This is a genomic window from Corynebacterium sp. HMSC08A12 (assembly GCF_001807485.1).
Taxonomy (GTDB): domain Bacteria; phylum Actinomycetota; class Actinomycetes; order Mycobacteriales; family Mycobacteriaceae; genus Corynebacterium; species Corynebacterium evansiae.
Genome location: NZ_KV789180.1, coordinates 43,360 through 59,933 on the forward strand (window position 1 = coordinate 43,360; position 16,574 = coordinate 59,933).

Sequence of the window (16,574 nt, forward strand, 5' to 3'; positions counted from 1 at the left end):
GGACATAATCGTTATGTTCAGGCAACCCTGAAACTAAAGCTCTGCGAAGCTCTTACACAGCCCCGGACGAATGGCGATTTGAATACGCCATAACCCGCACTGCATATTGACCACAGATAGCTAGCCACACTAGACTCGGTAGAGGACGCACCTAGGTGCTCCACTTCCGAGGCTCGTGTGAACACCACACGGGCTTTCGTGCATATTAGGGGGAATCAATGCACATCGGATACTTCGACGAATTTGGGCACAACGGCGCATACATCAATCGATACGATGCACGTTTTAAGACCCACCCAGTTTTCGGCATCGGTGGATTCATAATCCCCGCTCAGAATGTCCGACGACTCTCCGGCTCTTTCAAACACCTAAAAGAAACGGGGCTCAGAGAGGAAATAGAAGCCAAAGTTAGGGCTAAAGGCAAGAAGGTAGAGCATTGGGAGAAGAAGGGTGCAGCACTACTCACCACCCGCAACGCCCAGAAATACTCTGAACTGCGCCGCCTTATTAACCGACTTCTCAACATCCTCGACAAGCTAGACGCCCAAGTTGTCTTCTACGGACAGGAGAAACCTCGAGGAACAAACGAAGATACTGGAGAGAATGAAAAGGATCGGTACGACCATGCTATGAAACAGCTGATCCAGCGTATTGGCTGGAGCCTCCCAAGCGATGAGAATTACCTCCTGATTTTCGATAAACAGGGCCCCAGAGAGCGTGCAGAGATTTTCGCGTCTAGCGCTGCTTTCATGTTCACCAATGAGAGCGCGGAAAAGCTCCTCGAACCGCCTCTCGAGGTGGAAAGTCACCTCTATCAAACTGTGCAGTGCGCAGACTGGCTGTGCGCGCTTCTGGGAAGAATTGCTGCTTACAAATACGACCCCGATTTTGATGAGTTCGAGTGGGCGGTGACATACTTCGGAAACCGCCTATCTCACATTTCCAGCAAGCACGCCAAGATCAGAGCCAATGGCGATGGCAAGGACATGTACTCCAACCATCTCGGAAGTAAGAGAAAGTGCTTTTCTCATACATCCACGCGGGGTGCAAAAGCCGTCCGGCATGGCGTTTAGTTCTCCTGGAACTCGAGCCAGGTATTACAACGACTCAGTTCAGATCACCGTCTGGTTGGGCGGACTACCGAACTGACAGGCCGTGTTACTGCACAGGCCGTTCTACATAATCAGGCCGGTATTTCTTTAGGTCTTCGCGTAGCACCTTGCCGAAGTAGCTTTCGGGGGAATACAGACTTAGTATCTTGTCGAGCATGTCATCCGCGATGACGACCTCCGTGCCGTCGTTGAATAACACCGCATCCATCAACGCATACTCACATTCGCCGCCTAGATCTGCATCAAAAGCATCATCTAAGCCTGCTGCGTAATACTGCTGTTCGTAGCGAGAGAGGAACTCTTCGTAGATATCCCGAGCAGGATCTTCAAATACCCCAAACCCCATCGTCTATCTCCAATCCTGCTCGGACTCTTTGTCGCTGTAGCTACTTTGCGGAAGCCCTCCCCCCCTGGGAACGGGCTGCGGGCCGTTACGCCAGGATCTGGCGGCCCATCACCATACGGCAAATCTGGTTGGTGCCCTCGTAGATCTGGGTAATCTTCGCATCGCGCATCATGCGCTCCAGCGGGAAGTCGCGGGTGAAGCCGTAGCCACCGAGCAGCTGGACGGCGTCCACCGTGACTTCCATAGCGATGTCAGAAGCGAAGGCCTTGGAGCCTGCAGCCATCAGGCCCAGCTTGGCTCCATCCTCAGCCACGCCACGCTCCGCGTTGGAGGCCGCGGTGTAGATCATCAGGCGGGCGGCGTCGATCTTCATCTTCATATCGGCCAGCATGAACTGGGTGTTCTGGAAGTCGGCGATCGCCTTGCCGAACTGCTTGCGCTCCTTCACATACGCAACAGCCTGGTCGAACGCACCCTGGGCGATGCCCAGAGCCTGCGCGCCGATGGTCGGGCGGGTGTGATCCAGGGTCTGCAGAGCAGTCTTGAAGCCGGTGCCTTCCTCGCCGATCATGCGGGAAGCCGGAACGCGGCAGTCCTCGAACAGCAGCTCAGCCGTCGGGGAACCCTTGATGCCCAGCTTGTGCTCGTAACCGGAAACGCTGAAGCCCGGGTCGTCCTTGTTCACCATGAACGCAGAGATGCCGCGTGCGCCAGCCTCCGGATCGGTCACGGCCATCACGGTGTACCAGGTGGACTTACCACCGTTGGTGATGAAGCACTTGGAGCCGTTAATAACCCACTCGTCGCCGTCGCGGACAGCGCGGGTCTTCATTGCGCCGGCGTCAGAACCAGCCTCGCGCTCCGTGAGCGCGTAAGAGGCCATCGCACCGTTAGCAATGTCCGGCAGCACTTCCTTCTTCAGCTCCTCAGAGCCCTGCAGGATCAGGCCCATGGTGCCCAGCTTGTTCACAGCCGGGATGAGGGAGGAAGAACCACAAACGCGGGCAACCTCTTCGATGACGATAACCGCTGCGAGGGAGTCGCCACCCTGGCCGCCGTACTCCTCCGGAACGTGGATGGCGTTGAAGCCCGCAGCGTTCAGAGCATCCAGAGCCTCTTGCGGGAAGCGCTCCTCTTCGTCAACGTCCTTGGCGTGGGGAGCGATCTGCTGCTCGGCCAGGTCGCGGATGGCCTCGCGCAGTGCGAGGTACTCGTCGGGCAGACGGAATGGTTCGAAATCAGGGTTGAAGCCCATGGTTAATTCTTCGCCTCTCTAGCAGTGAAGTTGAGAACGTTCTTTCCCACCGAGTGTAATGCGCTTCGGCGATTCGGTGATTTGAAAGCGATATTTACATAAAGAACTTTACCTTCAGCGCTGTCCTCCCCGGATACGGCTACATCACTTTCCGCTCACCATTCGGTAACAAAACGCCAATCTCATTGGCCACATACACACCTTGTGTTTACAGTGTTATCCATGAAGAGCCTTCGCCGTCGTCCGGTTACCTCCCGATCCCGCGCTCCCCGCTCCGCCCTGGCCGCGGGTGCGGCCGCCCTGCTACTCGCCGGTGGTTCACTCACCCTGACCGCCTGCGACGACGAGGAGACCACCCCCTCCAACGCAGCGTCTACTCAGGAATCCGCAGACGAAAGCTCTGCCCAGTCCCTCACGGATCACAGCACTGCCAGCACCGGTGCAGCCAACAGCAAGGCCGAAGACGGCTCCGTAGGCAAGGGCGGCATGTGTGCCACCAATGATCTAGAGATCACCACCGCCGACTCGCAGGGCGCAGCCGGCTCCACGCTGGTCAACGTCGTTTTTAAGAACACTTCCTCCGAGCCGTGCTCGATGCGTGGCTTCCCCGGCGTATCCATGGTCGCAAACCACAACGGCACCCAGCTGGGCAAGCCCGCGCAGCGGGAGAAGGACGTGCCCAGCAAGGACGTAAAACTCGACCCCGGCGCATCGGCCATCGCGCCCGTGAAGATCACTCAGGTCGGCGCCCTGGATCCGCAGGAGTGCAAGCCCCAGGATGCTGACGGCCTGCGCGTCTACCCACCGGAGCAGACCAAGGCCGCCTATGTGCCGATGAAGAACCTGGAGGGTTGTTCCGGGGAGGTCGAGTACCTGTCGGTCCAGCCCGTCAGCATGGGCGATCAAAGCGGCCAGGCCGGTACCGGCCAAGGCGACCAAGACGGCGAGTAGCGCCGCCCACAAGCCCACGCCTGCCCCACCGTGCCTTCCCCCCACAGCTCTTCCCGCGCCGCACCCCGTCGGTTCACCGCATGGCTGGGTGCGGTGGCTCTGCTCTCCCTCGTCGTCCGTGGCCTCCAGCTCAGCCAGCGCACGTTCTACTGGGACGATTTCCTCATCCCCGCTACCTTCAGCGGCGGTTCCCTCGGCGACTATTTCGCCAGCTACGACGGGCACCTCATGCCCGCCTCCGCACTCGTGCAGGTGCTGGCCCATCGAATTGCTCCGCTCAGTTGGTGGCTCCCCGCCACCGTGTTGATGCTGCTCAGCACCCTCGCCGCAGCACTCTGGTCGAAGGTATGCGTGCAACTCACCGGCCGCAGCCTCACCACTTTGGGACTTTACACAGCACTTCTTTTTAGCCCTTTCCTTATGGACGCCGCCGGTTGGTGGTCCGCAGGCATCAACGCCTTGGCCTGGCAGATCGGCATGGCGGGATTCATGGTGTGTCTGCTCGCCGCGCACCGAGCACTCCCCCGCTACTCCTTATTCGCCACCGGGTTTCTGCTTTTTGCCCTGCTTTTCACTGAAAAAGCCCTGACGATCGTCCCGGCCGCCCTCGCCCTCGCTGTGCTGGGAGGCATGACCCGGCGCGACATCGCCCGCTTCTTCGCTGCGCCAGGCGCGCTCTTCGTCGTCTGGTCGCTGATCTTCCTCACCCTCTCACCTCTGCCGCGCGAGGAGGCGAATAGCCAGTCGCTATGGTCGGCACTGCCCAATAGCCTCTTCACCACCGTGATCCCCGGTGCGCTGGGTGGCCCGTTGTCGTGGGATCGCTGGTCGCCCTCCAGCGCCTTCGCCACCGCTCCAACGTGGTGGAGCGTCGCCAGTGCGATCCTGCTGCTCGTCCTCGCCGCTTTCTGGCTGCGCCGCGATACTCGCCACCGTCTTCTCGGTTTGTTCCTGGTGCTCGGCTATCTAGCCGCCATCTACGCGTTGCTTGGCCGCGCCCGTAACAGCACCGGCACCTCTGGTCTGCTGTTGGCCTCTATGCATTACTTCGCGGACTGGTTTACTTTCGCCGTACTGGTGGTAGGTTGTTGCGCCCTTTCTTATGGACGCCCCCACGTCGCCAACCGCCCCACCCCCAGCTTCGCGGCCGCGCGCTCCCGCTGGGTTGGGGTGGGGGCGATTCTCGGTGCTGTGGCCATCAGCATCGCCTCTACCTACACCTGGGTGGGCACGTGGAGCAACGACCGGACCGCCGACTACCTGGCCAATCTGCGCGCCTCCACGGGGTTGGACGGATCTGGGCAACCGCCGCAGCTGTTGGATCAGCCGGTTCCGCTGGACATCCTCACCCCGGTGGTGCACCCGTACGACCGCGTCTCCACGCTGACGGGTCAGCCCGCGGTAACGCAGGTAGACGAGCCGCCACGGATCATCGACGAGTCGGGGAAGATTGTGGATGCGGAAGTGGTGGCGTCCGCAACAAGCACCGCAGGTAAAGAACCCGAGTGCGGGGTGCGCATCGCCACGGGGCGCTCCCAGGCCATCCTGCTGGATAACGCCCTGCCGTTCGGGGATTGGACGTGGCAGCTGAACGCGACGGCAAGCACGGATATGACGCTGACCATTACCACGCCCAACGGGTTGGAGGATGCCAAGGAGACCAAGAGTCGCGCCGTGGATGTGCGCGTTGGTACGGAGCTAAAGCCCCGCTGGGTGCGGGTGTCCGGCGGCGGCGGAATCCTGTTAGTGCGGGCGGAGGCGGATTTCGGCGGATCTGACGAATCCGTATGCATCGGGGCGGGTGGCATCGGCCCGCTGGTGGCGAAGGCGAGCTAGGGCTGGGATAGCTGGAATAGTGCGCCTTTCCGTACCGTTGAGGGTGGCTAGGAACAAACCAAACCCACGCCAAGGAGGCACTGACAAGATGTCGACTCAGACACCTCAGCGCGCAGAGAACGCACAGAACGTCATGATCCTCGGAGGCCACGGCAAGGTGGCCCTTCTAGCGGCTCCGCAGCTCGTAGAGGCCGGCCACACCGTCACTTCCGTGGTGCGCAACCCCGATCACGTGGCGGAGGTGGAGGCCACCGGTGCGAAGGCCGTGGCGCAGGACATCGAACAGCTGGATGTGGCTGGCTTCGAGAAGCTTTTCGCCGATCAGGACGTGATCATCTGGTCCGCGGGTGTAGGCGGCGGCGACGATGAGCGCACTCTCCGTGTGGACCGCGATGCGGCGATCCGCTCCATCGACGGTGCCGGAACCAAGCGCTTCGTCATGGTCAGCTACTTCAACTCCCGCGCCGATCACGGCGTGCCGGAGGATCACTCGATGTTCACCTATTGCGAGGCGAAGGCCGCCGCGGACGACCACCTGCGTGCTTCTTCGACCCAGTGGACGATCGTCGGCCCGTCCGCGCTGACGATGGACGAACCGACCGCTAAGATCGAAACACGCTCCCCGAAGGCTGATGGCACCGCCAACGGCGACGACGCGCTGCAGGCCAGCCAGGTCTCCCGCGCCGACGTGGCCTCCGTCATCGCCGAGGTTGTGGATCGCCCGAACCTGGTCGGCCACTTCATCGAGTTCAACAAGGGCGACACCCCCATCACCGAGGCCCTCGACGCACACGCCGAGAACCGATCGGTCTAAGAGAAAGAGAATTTCATGGCAGCTGGCCTTGCGGCACTACTAGACGACATTGCACTTATCGCCAAGAAGGCCGCGGCCACGACAGATGACGTCGCTGCCATCGCCGGACGTACCTCGACGAAGGCGGCTGGGGTTGTTATTGATGACGCCGCCGTCACCCCGAAGTTCGTCGCTGGGGTATCCCCCGCGCGCGAGCTGCCGATCATTTGGAAGATCACCAAGGGCAGCCTCGTCAACAAACTGATCATTATCCTGCCGATCATTCTGCTGCTGAGTTGGCTGCTGCCCGGCGCACTGACTCCCCTGCTGATGCTCGGTGGCTTCTACCTTTCCTACGAGGGCGCCGAGAAGGTCCTAGAGAAGGTCGGCCTTGGTGGTCACGGCGAGGGCGAATCAGACGATGGCGATGAGGAGAAAGATCAGTCCGAGAGCGCACTGGTGCGCGGAGCGATCCTCACCGACCTGATCCTATCTGCGGAGATCATGGTGATTTCCCTGAACGAGGTTGCCGACCAGCCACTTTTGACCCGCGCACTGGTGCTGATTCTGGTCGGCCTCATAGTCACTTTCGCCGTCTACGGCGTGGTGGGCGTACTGATCAAGATCGACGACATTGGCCTGGCTATCGCCCACAAGCAGGGAGCCAGCGAGGGGATGAAGAAGTTCGGCCTGTTCCTGGTAAAGGGCATGCCGAAGCTGCTGACCGCCATCGGCATCATCGGCACCCTGGCCATGCTGTGGGTCGGTGGACATATCCTGCTGGTTGGCTTCGACGAGTTGGGACTGCACTGGCCGTACCAGGCGGTGCACCACGTGGTGGAGAACTTTGAGCACCTCGGGGGCGCGGTAACCTGGCTGGTGGAGACCGGTTTCAGCTTGCTGTTCGGCCTACTAGTTGGAGCGGTCATCGCCGTTATCGTCGGTGGTGTAAAGAAACTGCGTGCCCGCTAGGCGCTGCAGGTGCGCTACAAATGAACATAGGACAGACCCGCTAGAACTCTAAGGAGGCTCACCTCTTGTCTGCGAAGGACGTAGCCCTCGTGCTCGAGGGCGGTGGCATGCGCAACAGCTACACCGCCGCCTGCATCGACCAGCTGCTGGAGCACAATATCGAGTTCGGCTGGGTCGGCGGCATCAGCGCCGGCGCTTCCCACACCGTGAACTTCCTTTCCGGCGACAGGAAGCGCGCCCGCGAGTCCTTCGTGGAATTCGGTGGTCACCCGAAAACCGGCGGCTTCAAATCCCTGCTCCGGGGCACCGGCTACTTCAACGCCGAGTACATCTACGAGACCGCTGGTGCGCCCGGCAACGATCTGCCCTTCGACTGGGAAACCTTCCAGAGTTCGAACTCCCAGATATGCATCGGCGCGACCCGTGCGGACAACGGCGAGTCCGTCTATTGGCGTCGTGAGGACATCAATGATCTTCCGGACCTCATGCGCAAGGTCCGCGCCAGCTCCACCCTGCCGGGCATCATGCCCGTACCAACCATCGACGGGGTGGACTATGTCGATGGCGCCCTCGGAGATTCCGGTGGGCTGCTGATCGATGCCGCCATCGAGGATGGCTTTGAGAAGTTCCTCGTGCTGCGCACTAAACCCAAGGGCTACGTCCGCCCCGCACTGCGCAGTCCGCAGCTTGTTAAGACGCTACTGCGCTCACGCCCCGCTGTAGCTCAGGCAATGATCGACCGGCCACCGAAGTACAATCTGGCCTCTGACAAGATTGCGGAACTAGAGGCCAAGGGCCAGGCATTGGTCTTCTACCCGGAGAAGATGAACGTCAGCAATACCGAGCGCCGGTTGGATCGCCTGAAGCAGTCCTGGAGCGACGGGTTGGAGCAGACCAAGCGCGAATGGGACTCGTGGATGGAGTTTCTGGGCGAGGCTAAATGATGCTCAGCAGGCCCAGCACGATGAGCATCGCCGCCACCACGTAGCCCGCCAGCGCCACCATCTGTTCCTTCCTGTGGCGCAGCCCATCAATGAACCGGGCCAGCCCGCTTTCCGGCTTGCGCAGAACAAGGCCCAACGCCAGGCCAGACAGTGCCGGCAGGCTCAGTGCGAGCGTGGCGTAGAGGAATACCGCAAGGTACTTCGCGGCGGAGCTGATGTCCACTGTGCTCAAATATGCCAAGCCGGCGAAGAAAGGCGCGGACGTCGCGGATTGGACGATTCCCAGGGCCATGCCCGAGAGGAACGTCCCCCACGACGCTTGGCGGAGGGGGCGGGCCAGGCGATCGATCATCGGGGTGGGATCGCCGCCTCGCAGCGTCAAAAAGGCACTTAGAAGACCCACCGCGATGAGGACCAGACCAAAAATCGGCGAGGCCAAGGCCGTCTGCACGGCGTCCGAAATTCCGTTGAACAGCAACAACACGGCCAGCGACAGAAGGAACACTCCGAACCAGTCCCCCGCAACCAGTACTGCAGCGATGGGCGCGTAGCGGCGCGGCCTCGGGTGCATCACCGCGACAGCGAAAAGCACGCCGATGAGCAGCACGTTGACGGAATCGGCCAACGCAAAGCTCACGGCGTGCAGCATACGGTGAATCCTTTCGGAGGTTCCCGCAGCACCTGAACGATCTTCCTGAACAATCTTGGGTCAGGGCGCGGGAAGGGGAGGTTGAACTCTAGCGAACTCTAGCTAACCTTCCGGCCGTGAACAAGGAAGTACACGGCAGCGCTGACCGCGACCAGCCCGGCAAGCAGTGTGTACATCGCCTGGTAGCTGGTGGCAGAAACGATCATCCCCAGCAGGATCGGGCCGAAGCCCACGCCCACGTCCAACAGCAGGAAGAGCGTGGAGATGCCCGCGCCCATCTGGTGTGGCTCGACCGCCTTAACGGAAATCGCCTGCGCGGCCGGCATCAGCGAACCATAGCCCAAGCCCGTCAGCGCACCGGCCAGAACCACCATCCAGTCCTGAGTAGAGAACGCGAGCACAACCAGGGCGATGGCGAAGGTAACCAAGCCCAGGTAGATCACAATGTTGTCGCCCTTCTGGTCCTGGATCTTGCCCAGAACGAAGCGCATCACGAGGGTCACCAGTGCATAGGCTAGGAAGAAGTATTTGGCGCCGGTGACCAGGTCGTTGTCCTCGGAGTAGCTGTTCAGGTAGGTGATCACACCGGCGTAGCAAATACCGACCAGCAGCATAAAGAAGCCGATGGGGGCAACCTTCGGGTGCACGATAGCCGAGAGGCTAAAGGTGGGACGGTGGTGGTGCGCATCCGCGCCCTTGGGCTCTGGGGAACGCACCAGCAAGGACAGCAGGAAGGCCACGATGGACATGCCCACCACGACCTGGAACATGGTGGTGTAGCCGACGGAGCCCACCAGCCATAGCCCCAGCGCCGGGCCGATCGCGGTGGCCAGCGTGGTACCCAGAGCGAAGTAGCCGGTTCCCTCCGCGCGGCGTGCATTGGGAATCACGGACTGGGCGACGGCCATCACTGCGGTGCTGGCGAAGGCATAACCGATGCCGTGGATAATGCGCACGGCGATCAGCAGCCCCAGGGAGTTTGCGGGAATGTAGAAGGCACAGGTCACGATGACCAACACCAGCGCGGTGAATAGCACTCGCCGCCGCCCCACCGCGTCCACCAGGAATCCCGAGAATACGCGAGCCCCCGTCGCGCCGATAACGAAGGCACTGGAGGCCAGGCCCGCGCTCGCGTTATTGGCCGCAAACTCCTTGACCGCGTAGCCCGCCATGGTCGTCACGAGGACGTAGAAGATCATGAACTGGGCGAAGTTTACTAACCATGCAAAGACAAAAGCCGGTGTTACAACCGGCTCTTTCGTTGGTGCGGACGTTAGGAACACCTTCTTCATTTAATTGTGTTTATGTTTTTATGCCGCGGAGCACGTTACCAAACATCTGCAGCCTCGGTGAGACAGGGGCCACTTTATCTTTGTTCTTTCTTTGTGACGCCCCTTCGCCCCCGAGCTCGCTTATGCTCGTCAGGCAAGAACCACGCGCTCCCCCACGCTTGGCCTCCAATACGCCGCCTCAGCTGCGGTGATGGATTTTAACTCTCGCGGTGTGATCTGAGACAGGGCGTCAATATAAGAAGGAACGATATCCCGCGGCAACCTTAATCCGACCGTGAGGTGCGGAACCCAGCGCGGGCCGCGACCGTCCGGGTTGAGCGCGCTGAGCTCGCGGGCGGCGTTTTCCAGCTCGTCCGAGGCTTCGAGCAGCCACGCCACGGTCTGCTTCTTGCCTGTGCCGAAGATGACCACGCCCCGGCGGCTGAGCTCCGAGGGCACGGCGGAAGGCAGGATCTCGCGGGCGCGCTCCACGACGTGCGGGGCCATACTCGGGGAAAACGTGACCGTGATGTGCGGAGTCTGCCGCTGGGCCGGGAACCCGCGGGTGGCGAGCTCGTCGAAGATGCCGCGGACGGTGGCGGCCTGCTCGTCGGGCAGGTTCAGCAGGATGTTCTCAGGGGAATTGACGGACATTGCTCCCTATCCTAGCTGGCCACCACGTGTGCGCCCGGTGCGTCGCGTTGCCCGGCGGTGCACAACTCGGCGGCACAGAACCCGGCGGCGCGCTACTTAAAGGACACGTACTCCGGAAGGTCGGCCGGCTTTTCCAGCGGCTGCTTCTTCGGGTTCATGTCCAGCCCCAGCTCCTTGGCGAAAACCAGGCGGGTGGACTTGTAGACGCGCTCGTCGGATTCGTCCAACTCGAACACGCGGGCGCCGCGCAGGGTGTGCATGGACCAGGTGCCGTCATTAAGCCCGTAGGGGCCGAAGCCGGTGCCCGGGCAGTAGCCCAGCTCTACCCCGAAGTAGTTGCCGTTGAAGGTATTGATGTGGTCGTGGCCGCAGTAGATACCCAGGACGTCGCCGCGCTCGCGGACGGCGGAGTAGATGCCGGGGTTGAAGGCCCCGACGTAGACGTCCTCGTTCTTCACTCCCTCGATGCTGTGGCGCTTCTTGGCTTGGCCATGCTTGATGAGGTCGTTGTTGTACGGGCCGCCGAACCACATGTCGCGGTGCTCGTAGGTCGGGATGTGGAAGTACATCAGACCCGGGATCTTCTTGCCGTAGCGTTCCTCATAGCCCCGGGAGGTATCGCGGTACCACTGGATTTGGTCGCTGTGGATGTAGTCGTAGCCGGGGATCTCCTTGGTCTCCTGCCCCGCCAGTTCCTCGCCGATGTAGTTCCCGGAGTCCAGCAGCCAGATGGCGAAAGCCGGATCCGGGTTTGCGTTGCCCTGAACCAACAGCGAAACATTGGATTCACCGTGGATCGGGTCGTCCGCGACGTTGAGGTTGTACTTGTACTTGCGCACGAAGTTCAGCAGCGCGATCTCGTCGGCTTGAGTGCCGTCCTCCATGGAGTCTTCGTCATGGTTGCCGAATGTGATGGCCCATGGGATCTGGCGGGATTCCATCGGCAGCACCACGTTGTTGACTGCCTGGAATGCCTGCTCGGTGGTCTTGGGGCCAGAGGAGATCACGTCACCGTTGATCAGCGCGAAGTCCGGCTTCTCCTGATCCAATACCTTGCCCATGAACTCGATGGTGCGGCGATCAGTGAGGTGATCGTCTTGAGTGTCATTGAACTGGACGATCTTGAACTTGCCGTCGCCGTTGAACTTCAGCGGCATGTCCGCACCGCCGCCGTTGTTGTCGCCACCGTTGCCGTCGTTACCGTTACCGCCGTTTCCGCGCCCCGGGCCGAAGCTGGATCCGGCCAGCGAGCCTGCCGACGAGTTCCACGCCTGTGCCTGCGCTGCTGGCGCAAATGCAGCGGTGACGCCCAACGCTCCGGTTCCCGCCAGGAAATTCCGGCGATTCACATTGAACTGCTTGGGCGCATTCTGGCCTTCCAGCTGCTGCGATTTTTTATATGAATTACTAGACAAGGTAATTGAGTTCCTTTTCCTGCGAGAATTGAACTTCCACAAGCTATCGGCCGCAGGTAAGCGCAAGGTTTCCTGAAGATGAATTCATAACAACTTCGCGTCTTCCCTCTCCACCGCTTGACCACTTCGCTTGACCTTGCCGTTGCGGCAACCGAAAGGATGTAGCCCATGACCGAATACACGATTGGTGATGCTGCAGATTTTTTGGGTGTGACGCCCAAAGCCCTGCGCCATTGGGATTCCATTGGGCTACTCAGCCCACAGTGGCGCACACTGGGCGACTACCGCCTCTATACCGAGGAAGATCTGCGCGTCGGCGCGGCCATTGTGCTGTACCGGGACATGGGTTTCAAGCTGGCGGAGATTCCCGACCTGATTGAAGCGCCTTCCGACGCTGCCCTTGACCGTGCCCTCCGCGCCCATCGGGAAGCCTTGGCGCGCAAGCGCGACGAGGTGGAGAGCCAATTGCGTGCGGTCGAGGATTTGATAACAACAACCCGAGTGGAGGGATACACCATGGAACAAATGGACAAGATCAAGCAGTACTTCGGCGAGCAGATGCCCGCCTACCAGGAGGAAGCTCGCCAACGTTGGGGCGACACCTCTGATTACCAACAGTCTCAGGAAAAGCTGGCCTCTATGGGTGACGGCGACTTCCAGGAGGTTAAGGCCAACCACGACCGCTTCGTGGCGGATCTGGTAGCTGCCCGAGATGGTGGCGTCACCCCCGATAGCGAAGAAGCACAAGAACTCGTGGAGCGGCACCGCGCAACGATTAACCAGTGGTACGAGGTTACGACCTCGCGGCAGCTGATTCTGGCACGGATGTACGTGGACGACGAGCGTTTTGCCGAGGCATACCAGGGCGCACAGGATTACCTGCTTTCGCTAGTGGAACACCGTGCGAAGCAGGAGGGAATCACCAATCCCAGCTGGGATGACTAGCCGGGGTTGCTACGATTGCGCCATGAAAGGCTACCGCACCGGAGAACACGCACTGGCTATCTACCTATCCTCTATCGCAGGATTCGTAGATACGCTGGGCTTTTTGTATCTGGGAGGGTACTTCCTGTCGTTTATGTCGGGTAACACCACGCGCCTGACTGCGGCGGTCAATGCGGGGAAATGGGACGTTGCGATGACGGCTGGCGGGGTCATGGCGTTGTTCCTCATCGGCGTGGGAATCGGAGCGCTAATCAGCCAACTAGGGCGGCGCTTTTTGCCCCCGACGCGCACGCGCGAGGCGATTCTTCTGTTTATCTGCACCACCTCAACAATTGCCTCCGTACTGGTCTTAACCGGGCACGAACAGTGGGCGGTGTACAGCCTGTCATTCACCGTGGGCGCTATGAATTCCACGTTCGAGCGCGACGGTGAGGTGAGCATTTCCCTGACGTACATGACGGGCACGCTGGTGAAGATGTCTCAGCGGTTCGTGGCAGCACTCTTCGGCGGCCCACACTTGGATTGGCTCCGCTATTTCGCACTATGGATGGCGCTTGCCTGCGGGGCACTGCTGGGCGGCTGGATGTATGTCCAAGTGGGGCTGCACGCGGTACTGGTTGTGACTGGCATGCTGTACGCGGGAACCGTGACTGCGCTGGTGTACCGCCAATGGCGGCGCAACCGTGGGCTGGCAGTTTAGCGCTAGTGGACTAGAGCTCCCAGGGGTTCAAATATTGCACACCCATCGGCTCAAAATCCTTCTGATTCCGAGTCACGATTGTCAGCCCATGCACACGCGCGGTGGCAGCAATAAATAGGTCAGCCTGGGGCCGGGGATCCGGAACATTCATATTGGCCGCCTCTATAGCCACTCGCTCATCAAGAGGAAGAACACGGCCTTCGAACAGCGGAAGTAAATCCTGAGTGAACCACTTCTGCAACCGCTGCCCCTGCACAGGATCGGTGTGATTCTTTCGTGAGATACCTAACTTGAGCTCATAGATAGTGATCACAGAGAGAAATTGGCTGTGCAAGATCTGCGCATTAACCCACTCAAACACCCTGGGATTTACTTTCCCGGGCGGCTTCCGGAGTTCGCTGACCACATTCGTATCGAGCAGGTAGTTCATAGCTCGGGCACCCGCGGTTCGAAGTCCATCCTTTCGTCCTCGAGGTCAATGTCCTCTTCCATTTGCAACCGCGAAGCCCAGCCCTCATTCGAGCCGGAGATCTTCCTGTAGTCATCAATGGAAAGCAATACGAAGGCCGGCTCACCTCGATCAGTAATAACAACGGGCCCCTCACTGGCCTTCCTTTTCGCGTAACTCACATCTTGATTGAACTCACGCGCACTCACGCTAGTCATGAGAACCCTCCTTTTGTAGCAACGTACCTACATTCTAACCAGCCAGCCAGTACTTTCAATACCCCACCGTTAGAAACGCCCTGTTTTCATCTTGGCAACATATTGTTGCTAAGGTCTGTGTTGCGACTGATCAACCGCTCACCTCCCCAACCCCAACCCCAGGAATTTTCATCATGTTTCTAGCCTTGCGCGAAATGCTTTTTGCGCGCACCCGCTTCCTTCTCATGAGCGTCGTGTTGGCGCTCATGTCCTTGCTGGTCGTCATCATCTCCGGCCTCACAGCCGGATTGGTTAACGACGGCGTGTCCGGCCTGAAGGCAATGGATAGTGACGTCATCGCTTTCACCGATGGCACTCAGACCGATTCCGCCTTCACGCGCTCCGTCATCGACAGTGCAGAGGCCGACAAGTTCGCCGACATCGACGGCGTGAAAGAGGCCGCCCCGCTGGGCCTCACCATCGCCAACGCTCACAACCAGAACGGCAAGGCCGTCGATCTCACCCTCCTCGGTGTAAAACCCGGCTCTTTCATCGCACCAGAGGGCCTGCCAGAACAAAGCACCACCCCAAACGGCGGCACCCCCACCAAGACCAAGCACGAAATCGTCGTGTCCTCCACCCTTCAAGACGAAGGAATCAAGGAGGGCGACACCATCACGATCGATCGCCTGGAAATCCCGTTGAAGGTCGTTGGCTTCACCGATGGCCAGCGCACCTTCGGCCACGTCGATGCCGCCTACCTGCCCCTCGACGTCTGGCAGGAAATCCACGCCGGCGCGCGCAAGGGCGAAAAGGTAAGCCCGGAAGCGTACAAGGAAATCTCCGTCATCGCCGCCCGCACGCAGGATAAGCCAGACACTGAGGCGCTCTCCGATGCCTCCGGCCTGGACGTCCGTACCCTCAAGGAAAGCTTCGACTCCTCCCCCGGCTACACCGCCGAGATGATGACCCTTTCCATGATCAAGTGGTTCCTCTACGTCATCGCCGCCCTGGTGACCGGCGCCTTCTTCCTAGTGTGGACCATCCAGCGCACCGGCAATATCGCCGCACTGCGCGCGATGGGAGCCACGAAGAGCTTCCTGCTGCGCGACAGCCTGGGGCAGGCTGTCATCATCCTGGGCGCGTCCGTCATCGTCGGTGCGCTTATTGCCGTCGGCCTCGGGAGCCTCCTGGAAACCACGGCGATGCCCTACGCCACCGAACTCGGATCCGTCCTCAGCGGCAGCGCGATCCTCTTCGTATCTGGCCTGATCGGCGCGTTGATTGCCGTCGTCCGCGTCACCCGCACTAACCCGCTCGCAGCCCTAGGAGAAAACCGATGAGCCCCACCCCGCACCTTCCCGCCCCGCACGTTCCTGCCCTGGAACTTAAAGACGTCACGGTGACCTACACCGACGGTGATTCCCAGATCACCGCGTTGGACAAGGTGAACCTGACCGTCGAGCCCGGAGAGTTCGTCGCCGTGGTCGGCCCTTCCGGTTCCGGTAAGTCCACGCTGTTGGCCGTCGCTGGAGCGCTGACCAACCCGGCCGCGGGTGGCGTCACAATCGGCGACGAGGATATCACCAACTACGACGACAAGGAGCTCGCCCGCATTCGCCGCGACTACATCGGCTTCGTCTTCCAATCCTCCGGCAGCCTTCCGGGCGCCCTCACTGCCGAGGAACAATTGGAGCTCGCCGCGCGCGTTATGGGTAAGCACGGTCGTTACTCTGGTGCGGAGCTGTTGGAGAAGGTTGGTATGACGCCCCGAGCTAAGCATCGCCCAGGAAATCTGTCGGGTGGCGAACGTCAACGTGTGGGCATCGCCCGAGCTCTCGTCGGCGACCCACAGGTGTTGCTGGTCGACGAGCCCACCGCGGCTCTGGATCGCAAGCGATCACAAGAAATCGTGGAGCTGCTGGCTCGCGAATGTCACGAATTCAACGTCGCGGGCGTGATGGTCACCCACGACCACGAGGTCTTGGACCACTGCGACAAGGTCTACGAAATGGTCGATGGGCGCCTGAGCGCTGCCGCCGAATAGGCATCCAAATAGGCCTGTACGCAGGCTGAAAAGCGGGGA

General features: G+C 60.6%; 18 protein-coding genes. 10 read left to right on the top strand and 8 right to left on the bottom strand.

Annotated features, from left to right (window positions below; all coding sequences use genetic code 11):
• The first annotated feature begins 218 nt into the window (after positions 1 to 218).
• Entirely contained in the window at positions 219 to 1,073 is an 855-nt protein-coding gene (locus HMPREF3166_RS05965) for a DUF3800 domain-containing protein (RefSeq protein WP_070488177.1), read from the top strand.
• 85 nt (positions 1,074 to 1,158) lie between these two features.
• On the opposite strand, the gene HMPREF3166_RS05970 is transcribed toward HMPREF3166_RS05965, so the two are convergent.
• On the bottom strand, positions 1,159 to 1,458 hold the full coding sequence (locus tag HMPREF3166_RS05970; protein WP_070488178.1) for a hypothetical protein: 300 nt from the start codon (positions 1,456 to 1,458) through the stop codon (positions 1,159 to 1,161).
• 85 nt (positions 1,459 to 1,543) lie between these two features.
• Positions 1,544 to 2,713 carry an acyl-CoA dehydrogenase family protein gene (locus HMPREF3166_RS05975; RefSeq protein ID WP_035005567.1) on the bottom strand — a complete coding sequence of 390 codons (1,170 nt, stop codon included), beginning with the start codon at positions 2,711 to 2,713 and terminating at the stop codon, positions 1,544 to 1,546.
• 222 nt (positions 2,714 to 2,935) lie between these two features.
• Between HMPREF3166_RS05975 and HMPREF3166_RS05980 the strand changes: the two genes are divergently transcribed.
• The 5 genes from HMPREF3166_RS05980 (at position 2,936) to HMPREF3166_RS06000 (ending at position 8,209) form a co-directional block, all read left to right on the top strand.
• Positions 2,936 to 3,664 carry a DUF4232 domain-containing protein gene (locus tag HMPREF3166_RS05980; protein WP_070488180.1) on the top strand — a complete coding sequence of 243 codons (729 nt, stop codon included), beginning with the start codon at positions 2,936 to 2,938 and terminating at the stop codon, positions 3,662 to 3,664.
• 30 nt (positions 3,665 to 3,694) lie between these two features.
• Complete coding sequence (locus tag HMPREF3166_RS05985) at positions 3,695 to 5,500, top strand: hypothetical protein (RefSeq protein WP_246816943.1); 1,806 nt, start codon at positions 3,695 to 3,697, stop codon at positions 5,498 to 5,500.
• Between the two features lie 88 nt (positions 5,501 to 5,588).
• Entirely contained in the window at positions 5,589 to 6,314 is a 726-nt protein-coding gene (locus HMPREF3166_RS05990) for an SDR family oxidoreductase (RefSeq protein ID WP_070488184.1), read from the top strand.
• 15 nt (positions 6,315 to 6,329) lie between these two features.
• Positions 6,330 to 7,265, top strand: coding sequence for a DUF808 domain-containing protein (locus HMPREF3166_RS05995; protein ID WP_070488186.1), 936 nt, complete (start codon positions 6,330 to 6,332; stop codon positions 7,263 to 7,265).
• 65 nt (positions 7,266 to 7,330) lie between these two features.
• Positions 7,331 to 8,209, top strand: a complete 879-nt coding sequence (locus HMPREF3166_RS06000; RefSeq protein WP_083293831.1) for a patatin-like phospholipase family protein — start codon at positions 7,331 to 7,333, stop codon at positions 8,207 to 8,209.
• Here the strand turns inward: HMPREF3166_RS06000 and HMPREF3166_RS06005 are convergent.
• From HMPREF3166_RS06005 to HMPREF3166_RS06020, 4 genes are all read right to left on the bottom strand, one after another.
• Positions 8,202 to 8,858 (bottom strand): hypothetical protein, encoded by a 657-nt coding sequence (locus HMPREF3166_RS06005; RefSeq protein WP_070488188.1) that lies wholly within the window; start codon positions 8,856 to 8,858, stop codon positions 8,202 to 8,204. The two genes, HMPREF3166_RS06000 and HMPREF3166_RS06005, sit on opposite strands and share 8 nt — an antisense overlap.
• 98 nt (positions 8,859 to 8,956) lie before the next feature.
• Positions 8,957 to 10,150 (bottom strand): MFS transporter, encoded by a 1,194-nt coding sequence (locus HMPREF3166_RS06010; RefSeq protein WP_070488190.1) that lies wholly within the window; start codon positions 10,148 to 10,150, stop codon positions 8,957 to 8,959.
• Positions 10,151 to 10,279: 129 nt separating this feature from the next.
• Entirely contained in the window at positions 10,280 to 10,783 is a 504-nt protein-coding gene (locus HMPREF3166_RS06015; RefSeq protein WP_070488192.1) for a 2'-5' RNA ligase family protein, read from the bottom strand.
• A 92-nt stretch (positions 10,784 to 10,875) separates the two neighbouring features.
• Positions 10,876 to 12,198: a metallophosphoesterase family protein gene (locus tag HMPREF3166_RS06020; protein ID WP_246816944.1), complete on the bottom strand. Its 1,323-nt coding sequence runs from the start codon at positions 12,196 to 12,198 to the stop codon at positions 10,876 to 10,878.
• 168 nt (positions 12,199 to 12,366) lie between these two features.
• Here HMPREF3166_RS06020 and HMPREF3166_RS06025 point away from each other — a divergent pair, with 168 nt between their 5' ends.
• Complete coding sequence (locus HMPREF3166_RS06025; RefSeq protein ID WP_070488194.1) at positions 12,367 to 13,143, top strand: MerR family transcriptional regulator; 777 nt, start codon at positions 12,367 to 12,369, stop codon at positions 13,141 to 13,143.
• 22 nt (positions 13,144 to 13,165) lie between these two features.
• Positions 13,166 to 13,843 (top strand): YoaK family protein, encoded by a 678-nt coding sequence (locus tag HMPREF3166_RS06030; protein WP_070488235.1) that lies wholly within the window; start codon positions 13,166 to 13,168, stop codon positions 13,841 to 13,843.
• 10 nt (positions 13,844 to 13,853) lie between these two features.
• Here the strand turns inward: HMPREF3166_RS06030 and HMPREF3166_RS06035 are convergent, their stop codons facing one another.
• Positions 13,854 to 14,273, bottom strand: a complete 420-nt coding sequence (locus tag HMPREF3166_RS06035) for a type II toxin-antitoxin system VapC family toxin (RefSeq protein ID WP_070488196.1) — start codon at positions 14,271 to 14,273, stop codon at positions 13,854 to 13,856.
• A complete protein-coding gene (locus tag HMPREF3166_RS06040; protein ID WP_070488198.1) occupies positions 14,270 to 14,509 on the bottom strand; it encodes a type II toxin-antitoxin system Phd/YefM family antitoxin in 240 nt (79 codons plus the stop codon). Before HMPREF3166_RS06040 ends, HMPREF3166_RS06035 begins: the two co-directional genes overlap by 4 nt.
• A gap of 173 nt (positions 14,510 to 14,682) precedes the next feature.
• On the opposite strand from HMPREF3166_RS06040, the gene HMPREF3166_RS06045 reads away from it, so the two are divergent.
• Both HMPREF3166_RS06045 and HMPREF3166_RS06050 read left to right on the top strand, forming a co-directional pair.
• Positions 14,683 to 15,831, top strand: a complete 1,149-nt coding sequence (locus HMPREF3166_RS06045) for an ABC transporter permease (protein WP_035005538.1) — start codon at positions 14,683 to 14,685, stop codon at positions 15,829 to 15,831.
• A complete protein-coding gene (locus tag HMPREF3166_RS06050; RefSeq protein ID WP_070488200.1) occupies positions 15,828 to 16,535 on the top strand; it encodes an ABC transporter ATP-binding protein in 708 nt (235 codons plus the stop codon). Before HMPREF3166_RS06045 ends, HMPREF3166_RS06050 begins: the two co-directional genes overlap by 4 nt.
• Positions 16,536 to 16,574: the final 39 nt, after the last annotated feature.

Coding starts and splice junctions, on each gene's coding strand:
- HMPREF3166_RS05965 (WP_070488177.1), top strand. CDS start 219: ATGCACATCGGATACTTCGACGAATTTGGGCACAACGGCGCATACATC.
- HMPREF3166_RS05970 (WP_070488178.1), bottom strand. CDS start 1,458: ATGGGGTTTGGGGTATTTGAAGATCCTGCTCGGGATATCTACGAAGAG.
- HMPREF3166_RS05975 (WP_035005567.1), bottom strand. CDS start 2,713: ATGGGCTTCAACCCTGATTTCGAACCATTCCGTCTGCCCGACGAGTAC.
- HMPREF3166_RS05980 (WP_070488180.1), top strand. CDS start 2,936: ATGAAGAGCCTTCGCCGTCGTCCGGTTACCTCCCGATCCCGCGCTCCC.
- HMPREF3166_RS05990 (WP_070488184.1), top strand. CDS start 5,589: ATGTCGACTCAGACACCTCAGCGCGCAGAGAACGCACAGAACGTCATG.
- HMPREF3166_RS05995 (WP_070488186.1), top strand. CDS start 6,330: ATGGCAGCTGGCCTTGCGGCACTACTAGACGACATTGCACTTATCGCC.
- HMPREF3166_RS06005 (WP_070488188.1), bottom strand. CDS start 8,858: ATGCTGCACGCCGTGAGCTTTGCGTTGGCCGATTCCGTCAACGTGCTG.
- HMPREF3166_RS06010 (WP_070488190.1), bottom strand. CDS start 10,150: ATGAAGAAGGTGTTCCTAACGTCCGCACCAACGAAAGAGCCGGTTGTA.
- HMPREF3166_RS06015 (WP_070488192.1), bottom strand. CDS start 10,783: ATGTCCGTCAATTCCCCTGAGAACATCCTGCTGAACCTGCCCGACGAG.
- HMPREF3166_RS06025 (WP_070488194.1), top strand. CDS start 12,367: ATGACCGAATACACGATTGGTGATGCTGCAGATTTTTTGGGTGTGACG.
- HMPREF3166_RS06030 (WP_070488235.1), top strand. CDS start 13,166: ATGAAAGGCTACCGCACCGGAGAACACGCACTGGCTATCTACCTATCC.
- HMPREF3166_RS06035 (WP_070488196.1), bottom strand. CDS start 14,273: ATGAACTACCTGCTCGATACGAATGTGGTCAGCGAACTCCGGAAGCCG.
- HMPREF3166_RS06040 (WP_070488198.1), bottom strand. CDS start 14,509: ATGACTAGCGTGAGTGCGCGTGAGTTCAATCAAGATGTGAGTTACGCG.
- HMPREF3166_RS06045 (WP_035005538.1), top strand. CDS start 14,683: ATGTTTCTAGCCTTGCGCGAAATGCTTTTTGCGCGCACCCGCTTCCTT.
- HMPREF3166_RS06050 (WP_070488200.1), top strand. CDS start 15,828: ATGAGCCCCACCCCGCACCTTCCCGCCCCGCACGTTCCTGCCCTGGAA.